Origin of the sequence: Rhodococcus sp. 852002-51564_SCH6189132-a (genome assembly GCF_001665495.1) — a bacterium.
Lineage (GTDB): Bacteria > Actinomycetota > Actinomycetes > Mycobacteriales > Mycobacteriaceae > Rhodococcus > Rhodococcus pyridinivorans.
Genome location: NZ_LZMJ01000086.1, coordinates 1 through 20,859, shown reverse-complemented (window position 1 = coordinate 20,859; position 20,859 = coordinate 1). Strand labels below are relative to the sequence as shown.

22 protein-coding genes and 1 pseudogene are annotated in these 20,859 nt (G+C 68.2%); 11 read left to right on the top strand and 12 right to left on the bottom strand.

The window, feature by feature from the left end; translation table 11 throughout:
* Nucleotides 1-22: 22 nt before the first annotated feature.
* The 3 genes from A5767_RS21540 to A5767_RS21530 all read right to left on the bottom strand — a co-directional run bounded on the left by A5767_RS21540 (nucleotide 23) and on the right by A5767_RS21530 (nucleotide 3,114).
* Nucleotides 23-1,180: a M20 family metallopeptidase gene (locus A5767_RS21540; protein WP_006550147.1), complete on the bottom strand. Its 1,158-nt coding sequence runs from the start codon at nucleotides 1,178-1,180 to the stop codon at nucleotides 23-25.
* Nucleotides 1,177-2,337, bottom strand: a complete 1,161-nt coding sequence (locus tag A5767_RS21535; protein ID WP_064853111.1) for a M20 family metallopeptidase — start codon at nucleotides 2,335-2,337, stop codon at nucleotides 1,177-1,179. Before A5767_RS21535 ends, A5767_RS21540 begins: the two co-directional genes overlap by 4 nt.
* Nucleotides 2,338-2,415: 78 nt before the next feature.
* Entirely contained in the window at nucleotides 2,416-3,114 is a 699-nt protein-coding gene (locus A5767_RS21530; protein WP_024101548.1) for an enoyl-CoA hydratase/isomerase family protein, read from the bottom strand.
* A gap of 66 nt (nucleotides 3,115-3,180) precedes the next feature.
* On the opposite strand from A5767_RS21530, the gene A5767_RS21525 reads away from it, so the two are divergent.
* Entirely contained in the window at nucleotides 3,181-3,993 is an 813-nt protein-coding gene (locus A5767_RS21525; protein WP_006550143.1) for a purine-nucleoside phosphorylase, read from the top strand.
* Nucleotides 3,990-5,489: a phospho-sugar mutase gene (locus tag A5767_RS21520; protein ID WP_064853110.1), complete on the top strand. Its 1,500-nt coding sequence runs from the start codon at nucleotides 3,990-3,992 to the stop codon at nucleotides 5,487-5,489. The genes A5767_RS21525 and A5767_RS21520 overlap by 4 nt, the downstream gene beginning before the upstream one ends.
* A 54-nt stretch (nucleotides 5,490-5,543) precedes the next feature.
* Here A5767_RS21520 and A5767_RS21515 read toward each other — a convergent pair.
* Together A5767_RS21515 and upp are read right to left on the bottom strand one after the other, a co-directional pair.
* Nucleotides 5,544-6,192: pseudogene (locus A5767_RS21515) on the bottom strand (MspA family porin).
* Between the two features lie 219 nt (nucleotides 6,193-6,411).
* Complete coding sequence (upp, locus tag A5767_RS21510) at nucleotides 6,412-7,035, bottom strand: uracil phosphoribosyltransferase (RefSeq protein WP_024101551.1); 624 nt, start codon at nucleotides 7,033-7,035, stop codon at nucleotides 6,412-6,414.
* Between the two features lie 112 nt (nucleotides 7,036-7,147).
* Here upp and A5767_RS21505 point away from each other — a divergent pair, with 112 nt between their 5' ends.
* The 5 genes from A5767_RS21505 to A5767_RS21485 are packed head-to-tail and all read left to right on the top strand — an operon-like array spanning nucleotide 7,148 to nucleotide 10,514.
* Nucleotides 7,148-7,483, top strand: a complete 336-nt coding sequence (locus tag A5767_RS21505; protein WP_024101552.1) for a type VII secretion target — start codon at nucleotides 7,148-7,150, stop codon at nucleotides 7,481-7,483.
* On the top strand, nucleotides 7,480-8,475 hold the full coding sequence (locus A5767_RS21500; protein WP_024101553.1) for a C40 family peptidase: 996 nt from the start codon (nucleotides 7,480-7,482) through the stop codon (nucleotides 8,473-8,475). Before A5767_RS21505 ends, A5767_RS21500 begins: the two co-directional genes overlap by 4 nt.
* A gap of 60 nt (nucleotides 8,476-8,535) precedes the next feature.
* Entirely contained in the window at nucleotides 8,536-8,850 is a 315-nt protein-coding gene (locus A5767_RS21495; RefSeq protein ID WP_006550134.1) for a hypothetical protein, read from the top strand.
* Nucleotides 8,847-9,215 carry a YbaB/EbfC family nucleoid-associated protein gene (locus A5767_RS21490; protein ID WP_064853109.1) on the top strand — a complete coding sequence of 123 codons (369 nt, stop codon included), beginning with the start codon at nucleotides 8,847-8,849 and terminating at the stop codon, nucleotides 9,213-9,215. The genes A5767_RS21495 and A5767_RS21490 overlap by 4 nt, the downstream gene beginning before the upstream one ends.
* Nucleotides 9,216-9,275: 60 nt before the next feature.
* Nucleotides 9,276-10,514 carry a hypothetical protein gene (locus A5767_RS21485; protein WP_064853108.1) on the top strand — a complete coding sequence of 413 codons (1,239 nt, stop codon included), beginning with the start codon at nucleotides 9,276-9,278 and terminating at the stop codon, nucleotides 10,512-10,514.
* A 247-nt stretch (nucleotides 10,515-10,761) separates the two neighbouring features.
* On the opposite strand, the gene A5767_RS21480 is transcribed toward A5767_RS21485, so the two are convergent.
* From A5767_RS21480 to A5767_RS21470, 3 genes are read right to left on the bottom strand one after another with little or no spacing between them, the layout of a single operon-like run.
* Nucleotides 10,762-11,847, bottom strand: a complete 1,086-nt coding sequence (locus A5767_RS21480; protein ID WP_064853107.1) for an adenosine deaminase — start codon at nucleotides 11,845-11,847, stop codon at nucleotides 10,762-10,764.
* 56 nt (nucleotides 11,848-11,903) lie between these two features.
* Nucleotides 11,904-13,187, bottom strand: coding sequence for a thymidine phosphorylase (locus A5767_RS21475; protein ID WP_024101555.1), 1,284 nt, complete (start codon nucleotides 13,185-13,187; stop codon nucleotides 11,904-11,906).
* On the bottom strand, nucleotides 13,180-13,599 hold the full coding sequence (locus tag A5767_RS21470) for a cytidine deaminase (RefSeq protein WP_024101556.1): 420 nt from the start codon (nucleotides 13,597-13,599) through the stop codon (nucleotides 13,180-13,182). Before A5767_RS21470 ends, A5767_RS21475 begins: the two co-directional genes overlap by 8 nt.
* A gap of 253 nt (nucleotides 13,600-13,852) precedes the next feature.
* Here A5767_RS21470 and sdhC point away from each other — a divergent pair, with 253 nt between their 5' ends.
* From sdhC to A5767_RS21450, 4 genes are read left to right on the top strand one after another with little or no spacing between them, the layout of a single operon-like run.
* On the top strand, nucleotides 13,853-14,260 hold the full coding sequence (gene sdhC / locus A5767_RS21465) for a succinate dehydrogenase, cytochrome b556 subunit (protein ID WP_071935442.1): 408 nt from the start codon (nucleotides 13,853-13,855) through the stop codon (nucleotides 14,258-14,260).
* 1 nt (nucleotide 14,261) lies between these two features.
* Nucleotides 14,262-14,702, top strand: a complete 441-nt coding sequence (locus A5767_RS21460; RefSeq protein WP_006550127.1) for a succinate dehydrogenase hydrophobic membrane anchor subunit — start codon at nucleotides 14,262-14,264, stop codon at nucleotides 14,700-14,702.
* Nucleotides 14,703-14,717: 15 nt separating this feature from the next.
* Complete coding sequence (sdhA, locus tag A5767_RS21455; protein ID WP_006550126.1) at nucleotides 14,718-16,469, top strand: succinate dehydrogenase flavoprotein subunit; 1,752 nt, start codon at nucleotides 14,718-14,720, stop codon at nucleotides 16,467-16,469.
* A complete protein-coding gene (locus A5767_RS21450; protein WP_006550125.1) occupies nucleotides 16,469-17,245 on the top strand; it encodes a succinate dehydrogenase iron-sulfur subunit in 777 nt (258 codons plus the stop codon). The genes sdhA and A5767_RS21450 overlap by 1 nt, the downstream gene beginning before the upstream one ends.
* Nucleotides 17,246-17,373: 128 nt before the next feature.
* Here A5767_RS21450 and A5767_RS21445 read toward each other — a convergent pair whose 3' ends face one another.
* The 4 genes from A5767_RS21445 to A5767_RS21430 all read right to left on the bottom strand — a co-directional run bounded on the left by A5767_RS21445 (nucleotide 17,374) and on the right by A5767_RS21430 (nucleotide 20,637).
* Nucleotides 17,374-17,604 carry a LapA family protein gene (locus A5767_RS21445; protein ID WP_231913252.1) on the bottom strand — a complete coding sequence of 77 codons (231 nt, stop codon included), beginning with the start codon at nucleotides 17,602-17,604 and terminating at the stop codon, nucleotides 17,374-17,376.
* 68 nt (nucleotides 17,605-17,672) lie between these two features.
* Nucleotides 17,673-18,701: a YhjD/YihY/BrkB family envelope integrity protein gene (locus A5767_RS21440; RefSeq protein WP_006550122.1), complete on the bottom strand. Its 1,029-nt coding sequence runs from the start codon at nucleotides 18,699-18,701 to the stop codon at nucleotides 17,673-17,675.
* A 16-nt stretch (nucleotides 18,702-18,717) separates the two neighbouring features.
* Nucleotides 18,718-19,758, bottom strand: a complete 1,041-nt coding sequence (gene trpS / locus A5767_RS21435; RefSeq protein ID WP_006550121.1) for a tryptophan--tRNA ligase — start codon at nucleotides 19,756-19,758, stop codon at nucleotides 18,718-18,720.
* Nucleotides 19,759-19,833: 75 nt separating this feature from the next.
* Nucleotides 19,834-20,637 carry an exodeoxyribonuclease III gene (locus A5767_RS21430; protein ID WP_064853144.1) on the bottom strand — a complete coding sequence of 268 codons (804 nt, stop codon included), beginning with the start codon at nucleotides 20,635-20,637 and terminating at the stop codon, nucleotides 19,834-19,836.
* Nucleotides 20,638-20,859: the final 222 nt, after the last annotated feature.

Sequence of the window (20,859 nt, the reverse complement as noted above, 5' to 3'; positions counted from 1 at the left end):
CCTGAGCTTATTTCGGGCTGCGTCACGCAGCGCCGAGAACCAGATTCGTCATCACCCGCACACCCACGGCCAGCGCCCGCTCGTCGAGATCGAAGGTGGGCTGGTGGATGTCGAGTTCGGGCCCGACCCCCGGCCACACCCCGAGCCGCCCCATGGCGCCGGGGACGTGTTCGAGATACCACGAGAAGTCTTCTCCCCCACCGGATTGTGGGGTGTCCGCGAGGGCGTCGGGGCCGGTCGCGCGGATCGCGTCCTCGAACATGCGCGCCGACACCTCGTCGTTGACCACCGGCGGCACGCCGCGGCGATAGTTCAGTTCGTAGCTGACACCGGTGGGCGCGAGCAGACCGTGCACGATCTCGCGGACCATCGGTTCGAGCAGCTGCCAGGTGTCGTGGTCGCCGGTGCGGACGGTGCCCGCGAGCATGCCGGTGCGCGGGATCGCGTTCGGTGCCTTGCCGGCGCTGACCGCACCCCACACCATGACGGTGCCGGTGCGCGGATCGATGCGACGGCTGAGCATGCCGGGAAGACCCGTGATGACGGCACCGAGGCCGTAGACGAGATCGCCGGTCAGGTGCGGCCGGGAGGTGTGCCCACCGGGTGAGTCGAGGACGAGTTCGACAGTGTCGGCCGCCGAGGTGATCGCCCCGACCCGCATACCGACCTTGCCCGCCTCGAGACGCGGGTCGCAGTGCAAGGCGAAGATCCGCGCGACCCCGTCGAGTCCGCCCGCCGCGACGACGTCGAGCGCCCCGCCCGGCATGACCTCCTCCGCGGGCTGGAAGACCAGCCGGACACCGATCGGCAATTCGGGCATCGAGGCCAGCGCCAGACCTGCACCGAGCACGACGGTGGTGTGGGCGTCGTGCCCACACACGTGCGAGACACCGGGGACGGTGGATTCGAACGGCAGACCGGTGGCCTCCTGCATCGGCAGGGCGTCCATGTCTGCACGCAGGGCGATGCGCGGTCCGCCGGTCGGACCGAGATCGCAGATCAGGCCGGTGCCGCGAGGCAGGACCTTCGGCTCCAGTCCGGCCGCGCGCAGGTGCTTCGCGACGAACTCGGTGGTGGCGTACTCCTGCCGGGCGAGCTCGGGATTCGCATGGATGTGACGGCGCCAGAGCGAGAGGTCCTCGGTGTGGCGGTCCAACCACTTCTCGACGTAGGGGTTCATCGACGGCCGACCTGTTCGAGGAGCCGTGCCCGGTGGACCGGATCGGTCGCCGCGCGTACGGCGGTCGCTGCGAGCGCACGCGCTCCGTCGAGTACTGCCCGATCGGCGGACTCGGTGACACACGCGGCCGCGAATGCAGCCTGATGTGTCACCGCGCCACCGGAGTCGAGTCCGATGACCGGATGGATTCCCGGCACCACGTTCGTCACGTTTCCCATGTCGGTACTGCCCAGGGGGCGCGCTCCTTCCTCCTCGACGGGCAGCGGTCGGCGCCCGAGATCGATGATCTCCTCACGATATGCCTGCACCAGCCACGGATCGGGAGTGAGTTCGGTATAGGTCGGCGAGACCGTCCGGATCCGGTGGTTGCATCCGGTGGCCAGCGCCCCGGCGGCGAAGCAGTTGCGTGCGCGGTCGACGAGGTCGTCGAGGAGTTCGCTCGTCCCGGCCCGCAGGTAGTACAGCAGTTCGGTGTGGCTGGGCACGATGTTCGGTGCCGTCCCGCCCTGCGCGACGATGCCGTGGATCTGTTGCCCGGGATGCAGGTGCTGCCGCAGCAGTCCGACCGCGACCTGGGCGACGGTCGCAGCGTCGGCAGCGTTGAGCCCGTATTCGGGGGCCGCGGAGGCGTGCGCCTCGCGGCCGTCGTACTCGACGGCGAGGTCGGCGAGGGCGAGCGACGTCGCCCCGGTGATGTCGAACGGGCCGGGATGCACCATCATCGCCGCACCGACGCCGTCGAAGACGCCGCGTTCGAGCATGAGGACCTTGCCGCCGCCGGTTTCCTCCGCGGGGGTTCCGATGACGCGGACGGTCACGTCGAGTTCGTCGGCGAGCGCAGCGAGACCGATCCCGGCGCCCACGGCCGACGCCGCGATGATGTTGTGGCCGCACGCGTGCCCGATGCCCGGCAGTGCGTCGTACTCGGCGCAGAACGCGAGGACGAGTTCGCCGCTGCCGAACCGCGCATCGAAGGCGGTGGGCAGGTCGGCGATGCCGGTGGTGACCTCGAAATCGTGGTCGCGCAGCACCTCGACGATCTTCGCGGCGCTCCGGTGTTCCTCGAACGCGAGTTCCGGTTCGGCGTGGATGGAATGCGACAGGCCGACGAGGGTGTCGGAAGCAGCCTCGATCGCCGTGGCGTAGTCGGTCGTCACGGGGTCCAGTCTGTCATGCTCACCGCGTCCCGATCGATCGGCGCGTACGACCGGTTCGTCGACTTCGCGGCGGGGCGATCAGCCGAACCGGAAGTTCGACGCGTCGGTCCGGATCTCCAGTGCCGAGATCAGCGGCGCGTGCAGACCGCGCTTGATGCCCGACAGATTCGGCCCGCGGGTGGCGGTGAGCGCCGCTGCGCGCTCGACCGCCGTTGAGAGCACGGCGTCACCGGTGACGGCCTGCTCGGCGATGCCCGCGGCCACGGCGTCCTCACCGCCGTAGCGACGGCCGGTGGTGATGGCCTCGACCGCCGTCTGGATCGGCAGGCGGGAACGGATCAGCGCGGACATCCCGACGGTGAACGGCATGTTCAGCTGCACCTCGGGCAGACACCAGTAGCCGCGGTCGCCGCGCATCACCCGGAAGTCGTGCACGAGCGCGAGCATCGCGCCGGCACCGAAGGCGTGCCCCTGCACGGCCGCGACCGTCGCCGCCGGGAAGGTGAGCAGCCGCACATAGAGGGCGTGGACGGAGTCCAGATAGCCCGGCAGATCCGGCAGGTTCGCGCCGACCCAGTCGATGTCGAGTCCGTTGCTCCAGAACTTTCCGGTCGCCGCGGTCACGAGGGCGGCGGGTCCGTCGTGCGCTTCCACCTCGTCGAGGAGGGAGTGGATCGCGGCGAGACGATCGGGGTGGAACCGGTTCTCGGAGACCTCCGCGTCACGGTCACCGAGATGCAGGACGAAGACGTCGCCGTCACGTTCGAGGTAAGGCATGCGCGTCAGCATACCGCGCCTACTTACCCACGAGTAACAAGCTGTGAGCGATTAGGGTCCGATGCCATGGGAGAACCCGATCACGTCTTCGACCCCACCGCGGCCGCCGACGCCGCAGCCGCCGCTCTCGCCGAACGGACGGGGGTCGCCGAACACTCCGTCGCCGTCGTCCTCGGGTCCGGCTGGCGGGCCGCAGTCGAGAGTTTCGGCATCCCCGTCGCCACGATCCCGATGAGCGAGCTGCCCGGCTTCGCACCGCCGACGGCGGCAGGGCATGCCGGTAACATCCACTCCGTGCGCGCCGGTGACAACGCCGTCCTCGTCCTCGCCGGCCGCATCCACGCCTACGAGGGGCACGACCTCGCCCGCGTCGTCCATCCCGTGCGCACGGCAGTCGCAGCGGGTGCCCGCACCGTCGTCCTCACCAATGCGGCGGGCGGCATCGATCCCGAGTTCTCCGTGGGACAACCGGTTCTCATCTCGGACCACCTCAATCTCACCGGTCGCTCGCCGCTGGTGGGTGCCCAGTTCGTCGACCTCGTCGACGCCTACTCGCCGGATCTTCGTGCACTCGCCTGCGAGATCGATCCGTCGCTGCGCGAAGGGGTCTACGCCGGTCTGCCCGGGCCGCACTACGAGACCCCGGCGGAGATCCGGATGCTGCGCACCCTCGGCGCCGACCTCGTCGGCATGTCCACGGTCCACGAGACCATCGCGGCGCGCGCGGCCGGAGCGCGCGTGCTCGCGGTCTCGCTGGTGACCAACGCCGCGGCCGGCATCACCGGCGCTCCCCTCGACCACACCGAGGTACTGGCCGCGGGTCGTGCGGCCGCGACCCGGATGGGCGATCTTCTGCGCGATCTGGCGGCCCGGCTGTGACGCTGCGATTCGGCACCGCGGGGTTGCGCGGCCCGGTCGGCGACGGACCGGACTGCATGAACGTACCCGTCGTCGTCCGCACCACCGCCGGACTCGCGGCGTGGCTCGAGGCGAACGGGCAGGGCGACGGCACCGTCGTCGTCGGCCGCGACGCCCGTACGGGCTCGGCGGAATTCCACACCGCCGCGGCAGAGGTTCTCGCCGCGGCCGGCTTCGAGGTCGTCGCCTTCGGAGAGCCGCTCCCCACCCCGCTGACCGCCTTCGCGGTACGGGCGCTGGGCGCCGTTGCGGGCGTGCAGATCACGGCATCGCACAATCCCGCCGCCGACAACGGGTACAAGGTCTATCTCGCCGACGGAGCGCAACTGGCCGCACCCGCCGATCGGGAGATCGAAACGGCGATCGACGCCGTCGGTTCCGCCGCGGACGTGCCCCGGATGCCGGTCGCGCCGTCGGGTGACGACCTCGTCGACCGCTATCTCGCCCGGGTCGCGTCGCTCCCCCACTCACCGCACCGAGGCATGCGCATCGCCCTGACGGCACTGCACGGTGTCGGCGGCGAGACGGCAGTCGCGGCCCTGCGTTCCGCGGGATTCGACGACATCCACGTCGTGGCGTCCCAGTTCGCACCCGACCCGGCGTTTCCCACCGTCGCCTTCCCCAACCCCGAGGAACCGGGCGCAACAGAGGCTCTGCTCGCGCTGGCGGCCGAGGTCGACGCCGACATCGCCCTGGCGCTCGATCCCGATGCCGATCGTTGCGCCGTCGGTGTCCCGGGCCCGCGGGGATGGACGATGCTGCGCGGCGACGAGACCGGGGTCCTGCTCGGCGACCGGATCCTCGCGTCGTCACCGCCCGGCTCACTGGTCGCGACCACCATTGTCTCGTCGACCATGCTGGGGCGACTCGCGACCGCACGCGGCGCGCGATATGCGCAGACGCTCACGGGTTTCAAGTGGCTCGCCCGCGCCGGTGACGGCCTCGTCTACGCGTACGAGGAGGCGATCGGGCACTGCGTCGATCCGGACGCTGTGCGCGACAAGGACGGCATCGCGACCGCCGTAATGGTCGCCGACTACGCGGCCGATTTGAAGAAGGCCGGCCGGACACTGCTCGACGCACTCGACGACCTGCATCGCGAACTCGGTGTCCACGTCGGCGATCAGGTGTCGATCCGCGTCGACGACCTGCAGCGCATCGGCACCGTGATGACGCGACTGCGTGCGGAGCCGCCGACGACCCTCGCGGGTCTGGAGGTGACCGCGACCGATCTCGCCGAGAGCCCGGGACCGATGCACACCGACGCTCTCGTCTTCGAGAGTCGCGAGGACGTCGCGGGCGGGCCGAGGGTGCGCGTGGTGGTGCGCCCCTCGGGCACCGAACCGAAGCTCAAGGTCTACCTGGAGGTGGTCACGGAGCGGGACCGCCCGGCGGCGGAAGCGATACTCGACGCCCTGCGCGGATGGGCGGCCTCGCTCGGTGACGAGAACCCCTGACCCGGCCGGATCCGGCCGGGTCAGGATCCGATTCGATCAGACCTGCTGCTACAATCAAACCTGCTGCGGCACACCGTAAGTGACGACGGTGTTCCGGTCGGCGGTGACAGCCTTCAGGTACGGACGGATCATCACCGGCCCGATGGCTCCCGAGACCGAGCCGTGCACGCCGGCGATCCGGATGGTCGTCGAGCTGCCGTCGAACTCGAAGCCCTCGACGATCGGGACGGACGTGATGCCGCCCGGCTCGAGCGGGATCTCGATCTCCTGGGACGGGATGATGTCGCCGCTGAGCGAACCACCCGCCTCCAGGCCGAGATCGAGCGAGGCACCACCTTCGTTGTCGAGCGAGAGGCCGATGGCCGCACCGTTGTCCACACCCCAGGACAGGCTCGGAGTGATGACGGTGACCGTCGCCCCCGGCAGCGCGACCGGGTAGCCGACCTGGAAACCGACCTCCACCGCCGTCCCGACGAAGTTCGCCGCGTTCGGACCGGTGATCCGAACGGTAGCAATCTCGTCGTGGAAGAACTCGACACTCAGCGGTGAGCTGTCGAGCGGCGGCACCGACTGTGTCGAGGTGTCGGCCTGGATCACTTCGATCGCGTGCCCTCCGTCCAACGGGAGGATGCGCGAGTTGTCGACAGCGGCCGGCAGCCGTGCCGTGACTCGTCACTGCGGCGAGGACGGCGACCGCGCCCACCGAAGCCGCTCTGACACTTCCACGAATCAGATTGCGGGAGAAGATTCTTGCCATTCCGCCGACCCCATCTCTGGCTACACCTACGCAGTGGCCTTCACACGGAGCACACCGAGCGTAAGAAGAAATCGAGACCTGCGGGTTGTTCTTCGATAACGAGATGACTGCGGTCGGGTGTCACATCCGTACCGTCAGTCACACGAGTAACACACGACGCGCGGTTTATCGCGGCCCGAACTGCCTGTCCCCCGCATCGCCGAGACCCGGCACGATGTACTTGTTCTCGTTGAGACCTTCATCGACCGACGCCGTGACCAACCGGACCGGATGACCCGAGGCAGCAAGGGCCTCGACGCCCTGCGGCGCCGCGACCACACAGATCGCGGTGATATCCGTGGCACCGCGCTGGGCGAGGATGTCGAGAGTGTGCACCATCGACCCCCCGGTCGCGAGCATCGGGTCGAGCACGAAGACGGGAAGACCCGACAGGTCCTCCGGCAACGACTCCAGATAGGGCACCGGCTCGAAGGTCTTCTCGTCACGAGCGAGACCGACGAAACCGACCTGCGCCTGGGGAATCAGGGCGTGGGCCTGTTCGACCATGCCGAGGCCGGCGCGAAGAACCGGGACGAGCAGCGGAGGCTGCTGCAACCGTACCCCCGTCGTCACCGCGACCGGCGTCTTGACGTCGAACGTCTCGGTGGGCGCATCGCGCACCGCCTCGTAGACGAGCATCTGGGTGAGCCGCCTCAACGCGTGCCGGAAGGCAGCGTTGTCGCTGCGTTCGTCGCGAAGGATGGTCAGGAGCGAAGCAGCGAGCGGATGGTCGACGACGAGCGAATCCATGTCCGAAGGATAGAACGACGGAACCGATCGGCAGTCGGGTGCGTCGAACCAGGCAGGGACGGAACCCTCCGAAGGTGCCGAATCCCACATCAACGACGCGAGAGGCGACGAGGTGACCGAGAACTCCGGTAGGGACGCGATACGGATCGACACGAGTGCCGTCGGGAGGTTCGGCGACGACGCCGTCGAACTCGCCGCGCGCCTGCACGAGGCCGCCGAACGGACACGGCACGGCGACCCCTCGGCGCTGAGCGCCGCACTGGGTCCGATCGGGGCACCCGTGCTCGCCGCTCTCACCGCGACCCACTCCGCGCACGTGCGCGATCTCGGCCGGCTCGGCGACCTGCTCGGCGGAATGGGAGACGCCGCGAAGGCCTCCGTGGCCGCCTACGAGCACACCACCGACGACACCGCCGCACGACTCGACTCCGTCGTGGAGTCACTGTGATCGGAGGGGATCTGCTCGTCGCTCCGCTGACCGGCCTGCTCGACGCGTTCGGCACCGCGCTGCCACCCGGCGTCGATCCGGGCGAGATGGTGCGCATCGGTGCGCAGTGGGCCGAGGAGGTACATGCGACCGGGCGCGACGCTGTCGCCGAGCTCGCCTGGGCCTGGGGTGGCCCGGCCGCCTCGCAGGCGATCGCGAGTGCCGAGCAGGTCCTCGCCGACGTCCTCGCGGCGGCCGATCGTGGGTCGGCACTGGCCGGGATCGCGCTCGAGGCGACCGTCACGGTGGTCACCGGTGCGGCCGAGATAGCTCGTCTCGTCGACTCGTTCGTCACCTTCGCCGAGCAGGCCGCACCCGCGACGTCGCTTCCACAGGGGCAGCTCGCGCTCCTCGCAGTGGCGATCGACCACCTCGTCGCCGGGCTGGACGTGCTGACACAGGTGACCGGAACGCTCGCGGAGCTGACCGATCGGGCGTCCGCACTCCTTCCACCCGAGCCCTCCGCTCCCCCGATCGACTCCGGCCACCATCCCGGCCCCGACCCGGCCGGCGACGAGCCACGTTCGCTCCACACCTTCGGTGGAGGGCTCTCGACGGGCGTGGAGGTGCGGCTTCCGGACGGCAGCGTCAGCCTGGCACCGAACGAGACCGCTGCGGCAGCGGTGCGTCACGCCCTCGCCCAGCAGGGCACCCCGTACGTGTGGGGCGGCACGAGTCCCGGCTCCGGCCTCGACTGCAGCGGACTGACGCAGTACGCCTACGCGCAGGCCGGGGTCGAACTGCCGCGGTTGGCCCAGGAACAGGACGTCGGCACACGGGTGGATCCTGCGGCCGCCCTGCCCGGAGACCTCGTCGTGTGGGACGGGCACGTGGCGATGGTGGTGGGCAACGGCCTCATGGTCGAGGCGGGCGACCCCGTCTCCGTGACGCCGATGCGCACCAGCAACGGTGGAATGGCCTTCCACGGTGTCTACCGCCCGACCGCCGGCTGATTCCGGAGAATCTCCGCACCGGGCGGGAACCGGCCGGGCTCGCGCTGCGTCCAACCCGATATGGACAGCACAACGACGGAACCGATCACGGCCACCGCCCACAACCGGGCCGGGACGATCTCGGTGCGCACGACGGACGGTGGACTACCCGTGGACCTTCGCATCGACCCCCGCGAGTTACGTTACGGAGCAAGGCAACTGGCCGATCAGATCCTCGCCTTGAACCGGCAGGCCGCTCTCGAGGCCGCGGTGGTCCGCGGCGAACGCCTCGCCGCCGAAGGTGTCCCCCGCGAGATCCTCGACCGGATGCGGCTGCCGTCCCGCGCCGACCTGGCGGACGGACCGACCGATCGTCGTGGAAGTCTCGTTCGATGAGCGAACCGATGGTGGGAGCGATCGTCGACCGAGCCCACGTCCGGCTCGATGCGCTCGAACGCACGGTGGAGAGGCTCGGCGCGGTCCGGGGCACCGCGAGCAGTCCCGACGGACGCGTGACCGCCCGTGTGGACGGTTCGGGAGCGCTCGAAGGACTCGAGCTGGCCGAGCCGATCGGCGGCACCGACCCCCGCGAACTGGCCGCGGTGATTCTCGCGACCGTGCACGACGCCGCACGGCAGGCCGCTGCCGCGCGCGTCTCCGCGATGGACGAGCTCCGCGCGGCCCTCGACGCGAGCGACGCCGGTCCGGTCGCCGTCGGTCACCACCCGGTCACCGTCGGCGACCGTCCGGTAACGCGATGAAACCGATAGCGAGCCGCCCCCGGCTATATTCTCGGCGCCGACATGGCTAGGCTTCGCGCCATGGCTGGAGACATCGTCCCGATCGAGCTCGGTCTCACCGACGGCAACCTCGTGACGCTCTGGGCGCCGCGCTGGCGCGAAGGCGACGACGAGTGGGAGGCATTCCTCGGCCACGGCGACGATCTGTACGCCTTCCCGTCGGTCCCCGAGCTCGTAGCGTTCGTGCGTTCGGGTGCCGACAACGACCTCGTCGAGCACGAGGCGTGGCCGATCGTGTCCAAGCTTGCGGCCTCGGAGTTCGAACCCGACGAACCGCACACCTACGACCTCGTCGGCGTCCCCGAACTCGTGGCCGACGATCCGGATCCCGTGTCGGTGTCCGAGCTGCAGGACACCTTCGACATCGTGAGCATCCTCGGCGACGTCTGCGATCTCGACGTCGTGACGAAGTTCTTCGAACGCGAGGAGATCGACCTCCTGTTGCAGCACGGTGTCTCGGCCTTCCGCACGCGTGAGGGCCTCGACCTGTGGAATCGCGTCGGGACCGCGGTCGCGCAGGACTGGGACGGCGTGATCGACGCGCTCGACGCCGTGATCTCCACTCCCGACGTCGATGCCGCCGTGGTCGCCGAGATCGAATCCGAGCTCGTCGCGGTCGACGAGAACGAGGTCGAGGCCGACGACACGGTCGAGGACGTCGACGCCGACGACGAGTACGAGTTCATCGACACCGATGACGAGGACGACGGCTACGAGTTCTGGGCCCGGGTCGGCATCGATCCCATCCGGATCATCACGACCGACGGCACCTGGTACTCGCTGCGGTGCTACGTGAACGACGACGCCGTCTTCCTCGGCCACGACGGCACGATCGACGTCTTCCCGTCCGAGCGCGCGCTGGCCCGCCACCTCGCCGACAACCACGACCACGACCTCGCGACGCTCGAGCCGTACACGGAGATCCAGCTCGCCGCCGTCGACGGATCGCTCGACGTGACGGTCACCGACGACAACGTCTATGTGCTCACCGGGATCGCCGACGACATCGCTCAGGGTGTTGCGGCCGTCGACCCCGACCAGCTCGAACTCGCGGTCGAGTTGTTCGTCGACGCAGCGAACTTCGCGGACGACGACTCGACGGAGGCCGCGCTCGCCGCGTCCACGGAACTCGGCTGGTTCGTCAACCACGTGATCGAACCCGACTCGGGACACACGGCACCCAAGCCGCCGTTCGACACCGAATCCCTCGCCTGGCGCGAGCTCGAGCGCGAGTTCGAAGCGCGACTGCGTCGGCACTGACGCGCGTCGCGTCGGGTCGGCACTGACGCGGGTCGCGTCGGGTCGGCACTGACGCGGGTCGCGTCGGGTCGGCACTGACGCGCGTCGCGTCGGGTCGGCACTGACGCGCGTCGCGTCGGGTCGGCACTGACGGCAGCTCCACTTGGGCACTCCGGCGCGCGAAGTGGTCACAAGAGCGCGTTGTAACGCGCTCCGATGACCATTTCCCGCCCCGCGCACCCATAGGGGTATCTGCGGGTCGCGGTCTCTACCCGACGAGGACGGCGTATCCAGGCTTGATGACGTCGTCGATCAGTTCCAGTCGCTGGTCGAACGGGAGGAAGGCCGACTTCATCGCGTTGATCGTGAACCGTTCGAGGTCGACCCAGCTGTAGTCGAAGGTCTCGACGAGCCGCACCATCTCCTGCGTCATCGTGGTGTCGCTCATCAACCGGTTGTCGGTGTTGACGGTGACGCGGAAGCGCAGGCGGGCCAGCAGGTCGAAGGGATGCTCGGCGAGCGTGCGCACCGCGCCGGTCTGCACGTTCGACGACGGGCACAGTTCGAGGGGGATGCGCTTGTCGCGGATGTAGTTCGCGAGCCGGCCCAGAGTGGCGCTTCCGTCGTCGTGCACTTCGATGTCGTCGACGATGCGCACACCGTGGCCTAGTCTGTCGGTGCCGCAGAAGGCGACCGCTTCGTGGATGGACGGGAGCCCGAACGCCTCACCGGCGTGGATCGTGAAGTGCGCGTTGGCCGCGCGGGTGTACTCGAAGGCGTCGAGATGACGGCTGGGCGGGTTGCCCGCTTCGGCGCCGGCGATGTCGAATCCCGCCACGCCGCGGTCCCGGAAGCGCACGGCGAGTTCGGCGATCTCCAACGAGCGTGCAGCGTGCCGCATCGCAGTGAGCAGGCAGCGCACCCGGATGCGACGACCACCGGCGGCCACCTCCGATTCCCCGGCTCGGAAGCCTTCGAGGACGCGCTCGACGACCTCGTCCAGAGACAGTCCCTTCTCCAGGTGCTGCTCGGGCGCGAACCGCACCTCGGCGTACACCACGCCGTCGTCGGCGAGGTCGAGGACGCACTCGCGTGCGACGCGTTCGAGTCCTTCTGCCGTCTGCATCACGGCGACGGTGTGCTCGAAGGTCTGGAGATAGCGTTCGAGCGAGCCACTGTCGGCGGATTCGCGGAACCAGCGGGCGAGATCCGCTTCGGTGTCCGCGGGCAACGACCACCCGCACGCGTCCGCGAGTTCGAGGACCGTCCGGGGACGGAGTCCGCCGTCCAGGTGATCGTGTAGGACCACTTTGGGTGCGGTGCGAACGAGTTCGGGAGTCAGACGGCCGTTCATGATCGGGACGGTAGTCGGCGGCGGCCGGTTCCGCTCGGTCTCCGGCCACCGAGCCCCTACGCCCGGATCCGTTCGATCACGAGCGGCTGCCGAACGGGGGCCGTGTCGGAGATTCGGACACCGCCGCGGAGGGCGGCGAGCGCGTCGGGGATACGTCCCGGAGTGTCGGTGTGCAGCGTCGCGATCGGCTGCCCCGCGCGGACGCGATCACCGAGGACCGCGTGCAGTTCGATACCGGCCCCGGGCTGCACGTCCTGACCCTGCCGTTCGCGACCGGCTCCGAGCCGCCAGGCGGCGATACCGACCTTGTACGCGTCGAGTTCGGAGACCACCCCGTCCGCGTCGGCGTGGAAGGTCTCGGTGTGGGTCGCGACCGGCAACGGCGCCGCGGGGTCGCCGCCCTGGGCGGCGATCATCGCGTTCCACCGGTCCATTGCGGTGCCGTCGCGCAGTCGGTCGGCGGGATCGACATCGTCGACACCGGCGGCGGCGAGCATCTCGCGGGCCAGGGCCAGGGTCAGCTCGACGACGTCGTCGGGTCCGCCGCCGGCGAGCACCTCGACGGCCTCCCGGACCTCGAGCGCGTTGCCCGCCGTGCGCCCGAGCGGGCTGTCCATGCGGGTGAGCAGGGCCGTCGTGGGCAGCCCTTCGTCGGTGCCGAGTTCGACCATGGTGCGCGCCAGCTCGCGGGCCTCGCCGAGTTCCTTCATGAAGGCGCCGCTGCCGACCTTCACATCGAGGACGAGGGCTCCGGTGCCCTCGGCGATCTTCTTGCTCATGATCGAGCTGGCGATGAGCGGGATCGACTCGACGGTCCCGGTGACGTCGCGCAGCGCGTAGAGCTTGCGGTCGGCGGGGGCGAGATCGGCACTCGCCGCGCACACGACCGCACCGACGGCCGGGTCGCTGAGAATCTCGGCGATCTCCGCGGTGGTCAGATCGGCCTTCCAGCCGGGGATCGCCTCGAGCTTGTCCAGGGTGCCGCCGGTGTGACCGAGACCGCGGCCCGACAATTGCGGGACCGCGACGCCGCAGGCCGCGACGAGCGGTGCGAGCGGCAGTGTGATCTTGTCCCCCACACCGCCTGTCGAGTGTTTGTCGACGGTGCGCAGGCCGAGAGCGGAGAAATCGAGACGACGACCGGAGTCGATCATGGCGGTGGTCCAGCGTGCCGTCTCGACCCGGCTCATGCCGCGAAACCAGACTGCCATCGCCAGGGCCGACATCTGGGCGTCGGAGACGATCTCGTGGGTGAACGCCTCGATGACCCAGTCGATCTCGGCGCCGGAGAGCTCGTGTCCGTCGCGCTTGCGGCGGATGACGGTGACGATGTCAGGCACGGCGGTCCTCGTTCTCCCGCACGGCCGCCAGATCGTCGGGGCCGAACGCGTCGGGGAGGAGCTCGCAGAGGCGACGCGGGCCACCCTGGGCGTCGACCTCGAGATCGGGACCGCCGTGTTCGAAAAGCACCTGCCGGCACCGGCCGCACGGGGTCAGGACGTGGCCTCGGGAGTCGCAGACGGCGACGGCCCGCAGACGCCCTCCACCCTGGGCGAACAAGTTACCGACGAGTACACATTCGGCACACAGCCCCAGTCCGTGTGAGACATTTTCCACATTGCACCCGAGGACCATCCGACCGTCGACGGTGAGGCCGGCAGCCCCCACCGGGAACCCGGAGTAGGGGGCGTAGGCTCGACCCATCACCTCATGTGCTTTGGCGCGCAACATTTTCCAGTCGATGTCCGGCATGGTTCCCCATCCTGTCACGGTGGCGTGGACGACGGTAGGTGACCCCCACTGCGCCAGATCACAGTTGGAAAGGCAAACCTAACTTCGCTTTTGGGGCCTGTACGAATGGCGCAGGAGATTGGTTCCCGAGTTTGGGATGGGTCTAGAGTCGATCCAAGTCGGTTCAGGTTCACGTCGGGCCCGTACTGCGGAATCCCCCACAGGTAGGAGCAGCTCGACGCGTCCACCATTGACGTTGGAGGCACAGCACTCGATGAGCAGCACGACTGAAGCCGCCCCCGCAAAGGCGGGGCGCACACGGTCGCTTTACCGGGGAGACCCCGGCATGTGGTCCTGGGTATTGCACCGGATCACGGGCGTGGCGACATTCTTCTTCCTTTTCGTCCACGTCCTCGACACCGCACTCGTCCGGGTCAACCCCGAGACCTACGACGCGGTGATCGATACGTACAAGAACCCGATCGTCGGCCTCATGGAGCTCGGCCTGGTCGCGATGGTCCTGTACCACGCACTCAACGGCCTGCGGGTCATGCTCGTGGACTTCTGGTCGAAGGGCCCGAAGTACCAGCGCGTGATGCTCTGGACGATCCTCGCGATCTGGTTCGTGGTGATGATCCCCGCGGCCGTTCGCATCCTCTTCAACACGTTTGCGGGGCACTGACATGACCGAAGCGAAGACTCTGGGTAAGGAATACGACCGGCCCGCAGGCCTCGACAACCCGCGCACGCCGCGGCGTGCCGCGAAGAACAACTTCGAGCTCTACGCCTGGTTGTTCATGCGCCTGTCCGGCCTGGCCCTGATCATCCTGGTCCTCGGTCACCTCTTCATCATGCTGATGCTCGATGACGGCGTGCACCGCATCAACTTCGCGTTCGTCGCAGGCCGCTGGTCCAGCCCGTTCTGGCAGTTCTGGGACCTGTCGATGCTGTGGCTCGCACAGCTCCACGGCGGTAACGGTCTGCGCACCGTCATCGCGGACTACGCACGTAAGGACTCCACCCGGTTCTGGCTCAACACGATCCTCGTCGTGTCGATGATCCTGATCATGGGCCTGGGCACCTACGTGATCTTCACCTTCGACCCGAACATCACGGCGAGCTAGGGGAGCCGAACCTTCATGCAGGAACATCGTTACGACGTAGTCATCGTCGGCGCCGGCGGCGCCGGCATGCGTGCGGCCATCGAAGCCGGCCCGCGTGCGCGCACCGCAGTGCTCACGAAGCTCTACCCCACCCGCAGCCACACCGGCGCCGCTCAGGGTGGCATGTGCGCCGCCCTCGCGAACGTCGAAGAGGACAACTGGGAGTGGCACACCTTCGACACCGTCAAGGGTGGCGACTACCTGGTCGACCAGGACGCTGCGGAGATCATGGCCAAGGAGGCCATCGACGCCGTTCTCGACCTCGAGAAGATGGGTCTTCCGTTCAACCGGACGCCCGAGGGCAAGATCGACCAGCGTCGCTTCGGTGGTCACACCCGCGACCACGGTAAGGCCCCGGTCCGTCGCGCGTGCTACGCCGCCGACCGCACCGGCCACATGATTCTGCAGACGCTGTACCAGAACTGCGTCAAGCACGACGTCGAGTTCTTCAACGAGTTCTACGCACTCGACATCACCCTCACCGAGACCGAGAACGGTCCCGTCGCGACGGGTGTCATCGCGTACGAGCTCGCGACCGGCGAGATCCACGTCTTCCACGCCAAGGCCATCGTCTTCGCGACGGGCGGCTCGGGCCGTATGTACAAGACGACGTCGAACGCCCACACCCTCACCGGTGACGGCCTCGGCATCATCTTCCGCAAGGGCCTGCCGCTCGAGGACATGGAGTTCCACCAGTTCCACCCGACGGGCCTGGCCGGTCTCGGCATCCTCATCTCGGAGGCCGTGCGTGGCGAGGGCGGCATCCTCCGCAATGCCGACGGCGAGCGGTTCATGGAGCGCTACGCCCCCACCATCAAGGACCTCGCGCCCCGCGACATCGTCGCCCGCTCGATGGTGCTCGAGGTGCTCGAGGGTCGCGGCGCCGGACCGAACAAGGATTACGTCTACATCGACGTGACCCACCTCGGCGAGGACGTCCTCGAGGAGAAGCTCCCCGACATCACCGAGTTCTCCCGCACCTACCTCGGTGTCGACCCCGTCACCGAGCTCGTGCCCGTGTTCCCGACCTGCCACTACGTCATGGGCGGTATCCCGACCAACGTCGACGGCGAGGTCCTCCGCGACAACGAGAACGTCGTGCCCGGCCTGTACGCGGCCGGCGAGTGCGCGTGCGTGTCCGTCCACGGCGCCAACCGTCTCGGCACCAACTCGCTGCTCGACATCAACGTCTTCGGTCGTCGCGCCGGCATCGCCGCCGCGGAGTACGCCAACAGCACGAAGCACGTCGAGATGCCCGAGCAGCCGACGAAGTACGTCGACGACTGGCTCGATCTGATCCTGCACCAGGGCGGCAAGGAGCGGGTGGCCGACATCCGCACCGAGCTGCAGCAGACGATGGACAACAACGCGTCGGTGTTCCGCACCGAGGAGACGTTGACGCAGGCGCTCAACGACATCCACGAGCTGAAGAAGCGCTACAAGGAGATCACGGTCCACGACAAGGGCAAGCGCTACAACAGCGACCTGCTCGAGGCGCTGGAGCTCGGCTTCCTCCTCGAGATGGCCGAGGTCACCGTCGTCGGCGCGCTGAACCGCAAGGAATCGCGTGGCGGACACGCCCGCGAGGACTACCCGAAGCGCGACGACGAGAACTTCCTCAAGCACACCATGGCGTACAAGGTGGGCGAGGAACTGATCTCCGACATTCGCCTGGACTACAAGCCGGTGGTCCAGACCCGGTACGAGCCCATGGAGCGTAAGTACTGATGACAACCATCGAGAAGACCGACACGGGCGCGTCGACACTGCCGCCCGTGCCCGAGGGCGCGACGATGGTCACCCTCAAGATCGCCCGGTTCAACCCGGAGGACGACAAGGGTCAGCACTGGGATTCGTTCCAGGTGCCGGCGCTGCCGTCCGACCGTCTGCTCAACCTGTTGGGCTACGTCAAGGGTTACCTCGACGGCACGCTCACCTTCCGTCGCAGCTGCGCCCACGGCGTGTGCGGCTCGGACGCGATGCGTGTCAACGGCGTCAACCGTCTCGCCTGCAAGATCCTCATGAAGGACATGCTGGACAAGAACGGCAAGGACGTCACGATCACGATCGAGCCGATCCGTGGCCTTCCGGTCGAGAAGGACCTCGTCGTCGACATGGAACCCTTCTTCGACGCCTACCGCGCCGTGAAGCCGTTCCTCATCGCCTCCGGCAACGAGCCGACCCGCGAGCGTATCCAGTCGCAGGCCGACCGTGCCCGGTTCGACGACACCACCAAGTGCATCCTGTGCGCGTGCTGCACCACCTCGTGCCCGGTGTACTGGAGCGACGGCAGCTACTTCGGCCCCGCCGCGATCGTCAACGCGCACCGGTTCATCTTCGATTCGCGTGACGAGGGTGCCTCCGAGCGGCTGGACATCCTCAACGACAAGGAAGGCGTGTGGCGCTGCCGCACCACCTTCAACTGCACCGACGCGTGCCCCCGTGGCATCCAGGTGACGAAGGCGATCCAGGAGGTCAAGCGCGCGCTCATGTTCGCTCGCTGATCACCTCGCACGACAGCAGGTCCGTCCCTTCGGGGACGGACCTGCTGTCGTCGGTGCCCACTCCGCTGTGCCCACTCCGCTGCGCCCACTCCCCTGTGCTCCGTTGCCGGTGGCCGCACCGATGCGGATCAGCGTCCGCGTGCGAACAGGAAGCCCGCGACCCACCCGACCGCGAAGATGATGACGAGCACCAGCCACAGCGGTGCCTGCAGCGAGATCCAGAAGAGGTCGATGCTCGTACTGTTGCGGTTCTGGAGAACGAACAGCGCAGCGAGCAGGACCAGGACGGCCGCGAGCGCTCTGCGCGGAGTCACCCGGAACGCGCGTTGGGGCGCGGCGGATCGCGACTGTTTTGCCACGCCTCCATCGTCGCCCGTCCGCGGCACGATCGGCACCCCCGAACCGAGTTTTCACCCCGGGAGTTCGCTCATTTCCTCCGGAAGCGCAGCCCGGCGAGGAGTCCACCGACCAGGCCCGCACCGAGGATTGCGGCGCCGCGGCGCGCGTCGAGACCCTCGTGCACCTCGAGGCGAGGCGTGATGACCGCCCCTGTGGGCGCGGGATGGTGTGCGAGTGCGAGGCTCGCTCGGGACGTCGCTGCGAACGCGGTGCAGAAGAGCACCAGGCGGGCCGTGAGGTTACCGAACACGAGGATGCCGAGGATCGGGCCGAAGGCGACGCCCGCCGGGCCGTTGAGCACACGTTCGAGGTAGATCGAACCCGTCTGCTTGAGCAGTTCGAAACCGATCCCGGCGATCGCACCCGCGACGAGCGCGCTGCGGAACGGAACGGGTTCGCGGGGCAGGCGAGCGATCACCCAGGTGAACACCAGACCGGTGGCGGCAGTGGCCGCCACCAGAGCCAGAATTCGCAGACCCACGCCGATGCCGACGAGATTCTCCATGTTGAGCAGCTCGACGATCCTGCGCGCGATCGGCCCGCTGCTCAGCGCCGAGAGCCCCAACGACACGGTCATCGCGAGTCCGAGACTGAGAAGTGCGCCCCCGTCGCGCAACTTCACTACGAAGAAGTTGCCCTTGTCGCGCGGGTGCTCCCACATGGCGGTGAGGGCTTCGCGAAGATTCGTGATCCAGCCCAGACCGGCATACGAGGCGGTGAGCAGGCCGATGAGGCCGACCGCGCCGCGGGATTCGATCGCCGAGTCGATCAGGCTCTGCACGGTGCCGCCGAGCTGACCGGGAATGTTCTCGGAGATGACCTGCCGGATCTCGTCGAGCAGTTCGGGTCGCCCGGCAAGCACGAAACCGGCCAGCGAGAACACGACCATGATGATCGGGACGATCGCCAGCACCGTGAAGTAGGTCAGACCGGCCGCGTAGTAGTCGCCCTTGTTCTCCTGGTACCGAACCCCGGCCCGGAGGATGCGGTCGAGCACGGGATGGGCCGCGCGTTGACGCTCGAGAAATCCCGGCTTCTCGTCGGGTTCGCCGGCCATCCGGGTGCTCCTTCGTCTAGGTCCGCGGCAGGAAACCCACCTTGTCATAGACCTGCGCCAAGGTGCGGGATGCGACCTCGCGAGCGCGGTCCGCGCCGCCCGCGAGAATGCGGTTCAGTTCGGCCGGGTCGGCCAGGTACTCGTCGACCTTGGTGCGGATCGGGGTGACGAACTCGGTGAGGACCTCTGCGGTGTCGGCCTTCAGATCGCCGTAACCCTTGCCCTCGTAGCCGGCGACGAGTTCGTCGACGCTGCGACCCGACAGCGCAGACTGGATCGTGAGCAGGTTCGACACCCCGGGCTTGTTCTCCCGGTCGAAACGGATCTCCCGCTCGTTGTCGGTCACCGCGGAGCGGATCTTCTTCGCCGACACCTTCGGATCGTCGAGGAGATTGATCAGGCCCGCGTCGGTCGTCGCGGACTTGCTCATCTTCGACGTCGGATCCTGCAGATCGTAGATCTTCGCGGTCTCCTTCACGATCGTCGGCTCGGGGACGACGAAGGTCTTGCCGAAGCGGGAGTTGAAGCGCTGCGCGAGATCTCGCGTGAGTTCGAGGTGCTGACGCTGGTCCTCCCCCACCGGCACGTGGCTCGCGCGGTAGAGCAGGATGTCGGCGGCCATGAGGATCGGATAGGTGAACAGGCCGACGCCGGCGTGCTCGGTGCCCTGCTTGGCCGACTTGTCCTTGAACTGCGTCATCCGGCTGGCCTCACCGAAACCGGTGATGCAGCTCAGGACCCAGGCGAGCTCGGCGTGCTCGGGCACCTGGCTCTGCACGAACAGCACGGACTTCTCCGGATCGATACCGATCGCGAGCAACTGCGCCACGGAGACGAGCACTCGCTTGCGCAGCAGCTTCGGCTCGTGCGGAACGGTGATCGCGTGCAGATCGGGGATGAAGTAGAAGGCGTCGTTCTCGTCCTGCGCCGGAACCCACTGCGCCAGCGCCCCGAGGAAGTTCCCGAGGTGGAACGAATCCGAGGTGGGCTGGATGCCGGACAGCACACGGGGGCGGGCCTTCGGCTTCGTGGCGTTCTGTTCTGCAGTGCTCGACATGCCGTCGATGATTCCACGCAGGCCACGCCGCGCTGCGACCGAGGTGGGCACTTCTGCGCCGATCCGCAGAAGCGGTCAGCGATCGAAGGTCACGGTCACCGGTGCATGGTCGGACCAGCGCTGGTCGTAGCTCGCTGCGCGTTCGACGCGGGCCTCGCTCGCGCGGGCCGCCAGGCCCGGGGTCACGAGGTGGTAGTCGATGCGCCAGCCTGCGTCGGTGTCGAATGCCTTGCCGCGGTACGACCACCACGAATAGGGGCCCGCGACGCAGCCGTGGAGGTCGCGCACCACGTCACGCCAGCCGGTCTCGAGGAGGTCGCCGACCCACGCGCGCTCCTCGGGCAGGAAGCCGGACTTCTTGACGTTGCCCTTCCAGTTCTTGATGTCCCGCTCGGTAGGGGCGATGTTCCAGTCGCCGCACACCACCATGTCGCGACCTGCGGCCGTCACCGCGGCGTACCGTTCGGCGAGGTAGGTCGCGAAGCTCTTCATGAAGTGTTCCTTCTCGTCCTGCTTCGGCGTCTGTGCTTCACCGGTCGGCAGGTAGAGGCTTCCCACCGTCACGTCGCCGAAGTCGGCCTCGATGTAGCGGCCGGCCGAGGCGAACTCGTCGACGTCGAATCCGACGCGGACGGCGTCCGCCGGGACACGCGAGAGGATCCCCACCCCGGCGCGGCCCTTGGCCGAGGACTCTGCGCCGACACAGTGCCATCCGGCCTCCAGCGCCGGGGCGATCGCGGCGTGGAACTGCTTCTCGGTGGCCCGCACCTCCTGCAGGCACACGATGTCGGCGGCCGACGAGGCGAGCCAGTCGACGAGACCCTTGGCTGCGGCTGCGCGCACGCCGTTGACGTTCACGGTGGTGATCACGAGAGGCACCGGGTCACCGTAGCCCACGCCGGCGATGCCACTGCTCCACCGTGGAAGGAGCCTGCCGTGAGAGTGGCTCACCCCACGACCGCGAGTTCCACAAGACGGAACACATTCACCATTTTCTCTCATTCAGCGGAACGTCCCGAGAGTATTAAAGATGGTTCGGTAATTGAGTGAGCGTAGATCATAACGAGAGCCTGGTGTGGTCGAGGAAGCCGTGACACACGG

Excerpts from the sequence above, each read along its gene's own strand:
- A5767_RS21470 (WP_024101556.1), bottom strand. The coding sequence starts at position 13,599 with ATGCCGGACATCGACTGGAAAATGTTGCGCGCCAAAGCACATGAGGTG.
- A5767_RS21540 (WP_006550147.1), bottom strand. The coding sequence starts at position 1,180 with ATGAACCCCTACGTCGAGAAGTGGTTGGACCGCCACACCGAGGACCTC.
- sdhC (WP_071935442.1), top strand. The coding sequence starts at position 13,853 with ATGAGCAGCACGACTGAAGCCGCCCCCGCAAAGGCGGGGCGCACACGG.
- A5767_RS21460 (WP_006550127.1), top strand. The coding sequence starts at position 14,262 with ATGACCGAAGCGAAGACTCTGGGTAAGGAATACGACCGGCCCGCAGGC.
- sdhA (WP_006550126.1), top strand. The coding sequence starts at position 14,718 with ATGCAGGAACATCGTTACGACGTAGTCATCGTCGGCGCCGGCGGCGCC.
- trpS (WP_006550121.1), bottom strand. The coding sequence starts at position 19,758 with ATGTCGAGCACTGCAGAACAGAACGCCACGAAGCCGAAGGCCCGCCCC.
- A5767_RS21485 (WP_064853108.1), top strand. The coding sequence starts at position 9,276 with ATGGCTGGAGACATCGTCCCGATCGAGCTCGGTCTCACCGACGGCAAC.
- A5767_RS21450 (WP_006550125.1), top strand. The coding sequence starts at position 16,469 with ATGACAACCATCGAGAAGACCGACACGGGCGCGTCGACACTGCCGCCC.
- A5767_RS21490 (WP_064853109.1), top strand. The coding sequence starts at position 8,847 with ATGAGCGAACCGATGGTGGGAGCGATCGTCGACCGAGCCCACGTCCGG.
- A5767_RS21440 (WP_006550122.1), bottom strand. The coding sequence starts at position 18,701 with ATGGCCGGCGAACCCGACGAGAAGCCGGGATTTCTCGAGCGTCAACGC.
- A5767_RS21530 (WP_024101548.1), bottom strand. The coding sequence starts at position 3,114 with ATGCCTTACCTCGAACGTGACGGCGACGTCTTCGTCCTGCATCTCGGT.
- A5767_RS21480 (WP_064853107.1), bottom strand. The coding sequence starts at position 11,847 with ATGAACGGCCGTCTGACTCCCGAACTCGTTCGCACCGCACCCAAAGTG.
- upp (WP_024101551.1), bottom strand. The coding sequence starts at position 7,035 with ATGGATTCGCTCGTCGTCGACCATCCGCTCGCTGCTTCGCTCCTGACC.
- A5767_RS21525 (WP_006550143.1), top strand. The coding sequence starts at position 3,181 with ATGGGAGAACCCGATCACGTCTTCGACCCCACCGCGGCCGCCGACGCC.
- A5767_RS21495 (WP_006550134.1), top strand. The coding sequence starts at position 8,536 with ATGGACAGCACAACGACGGAACCGATCACGGCCACCGCCCACAACCGG.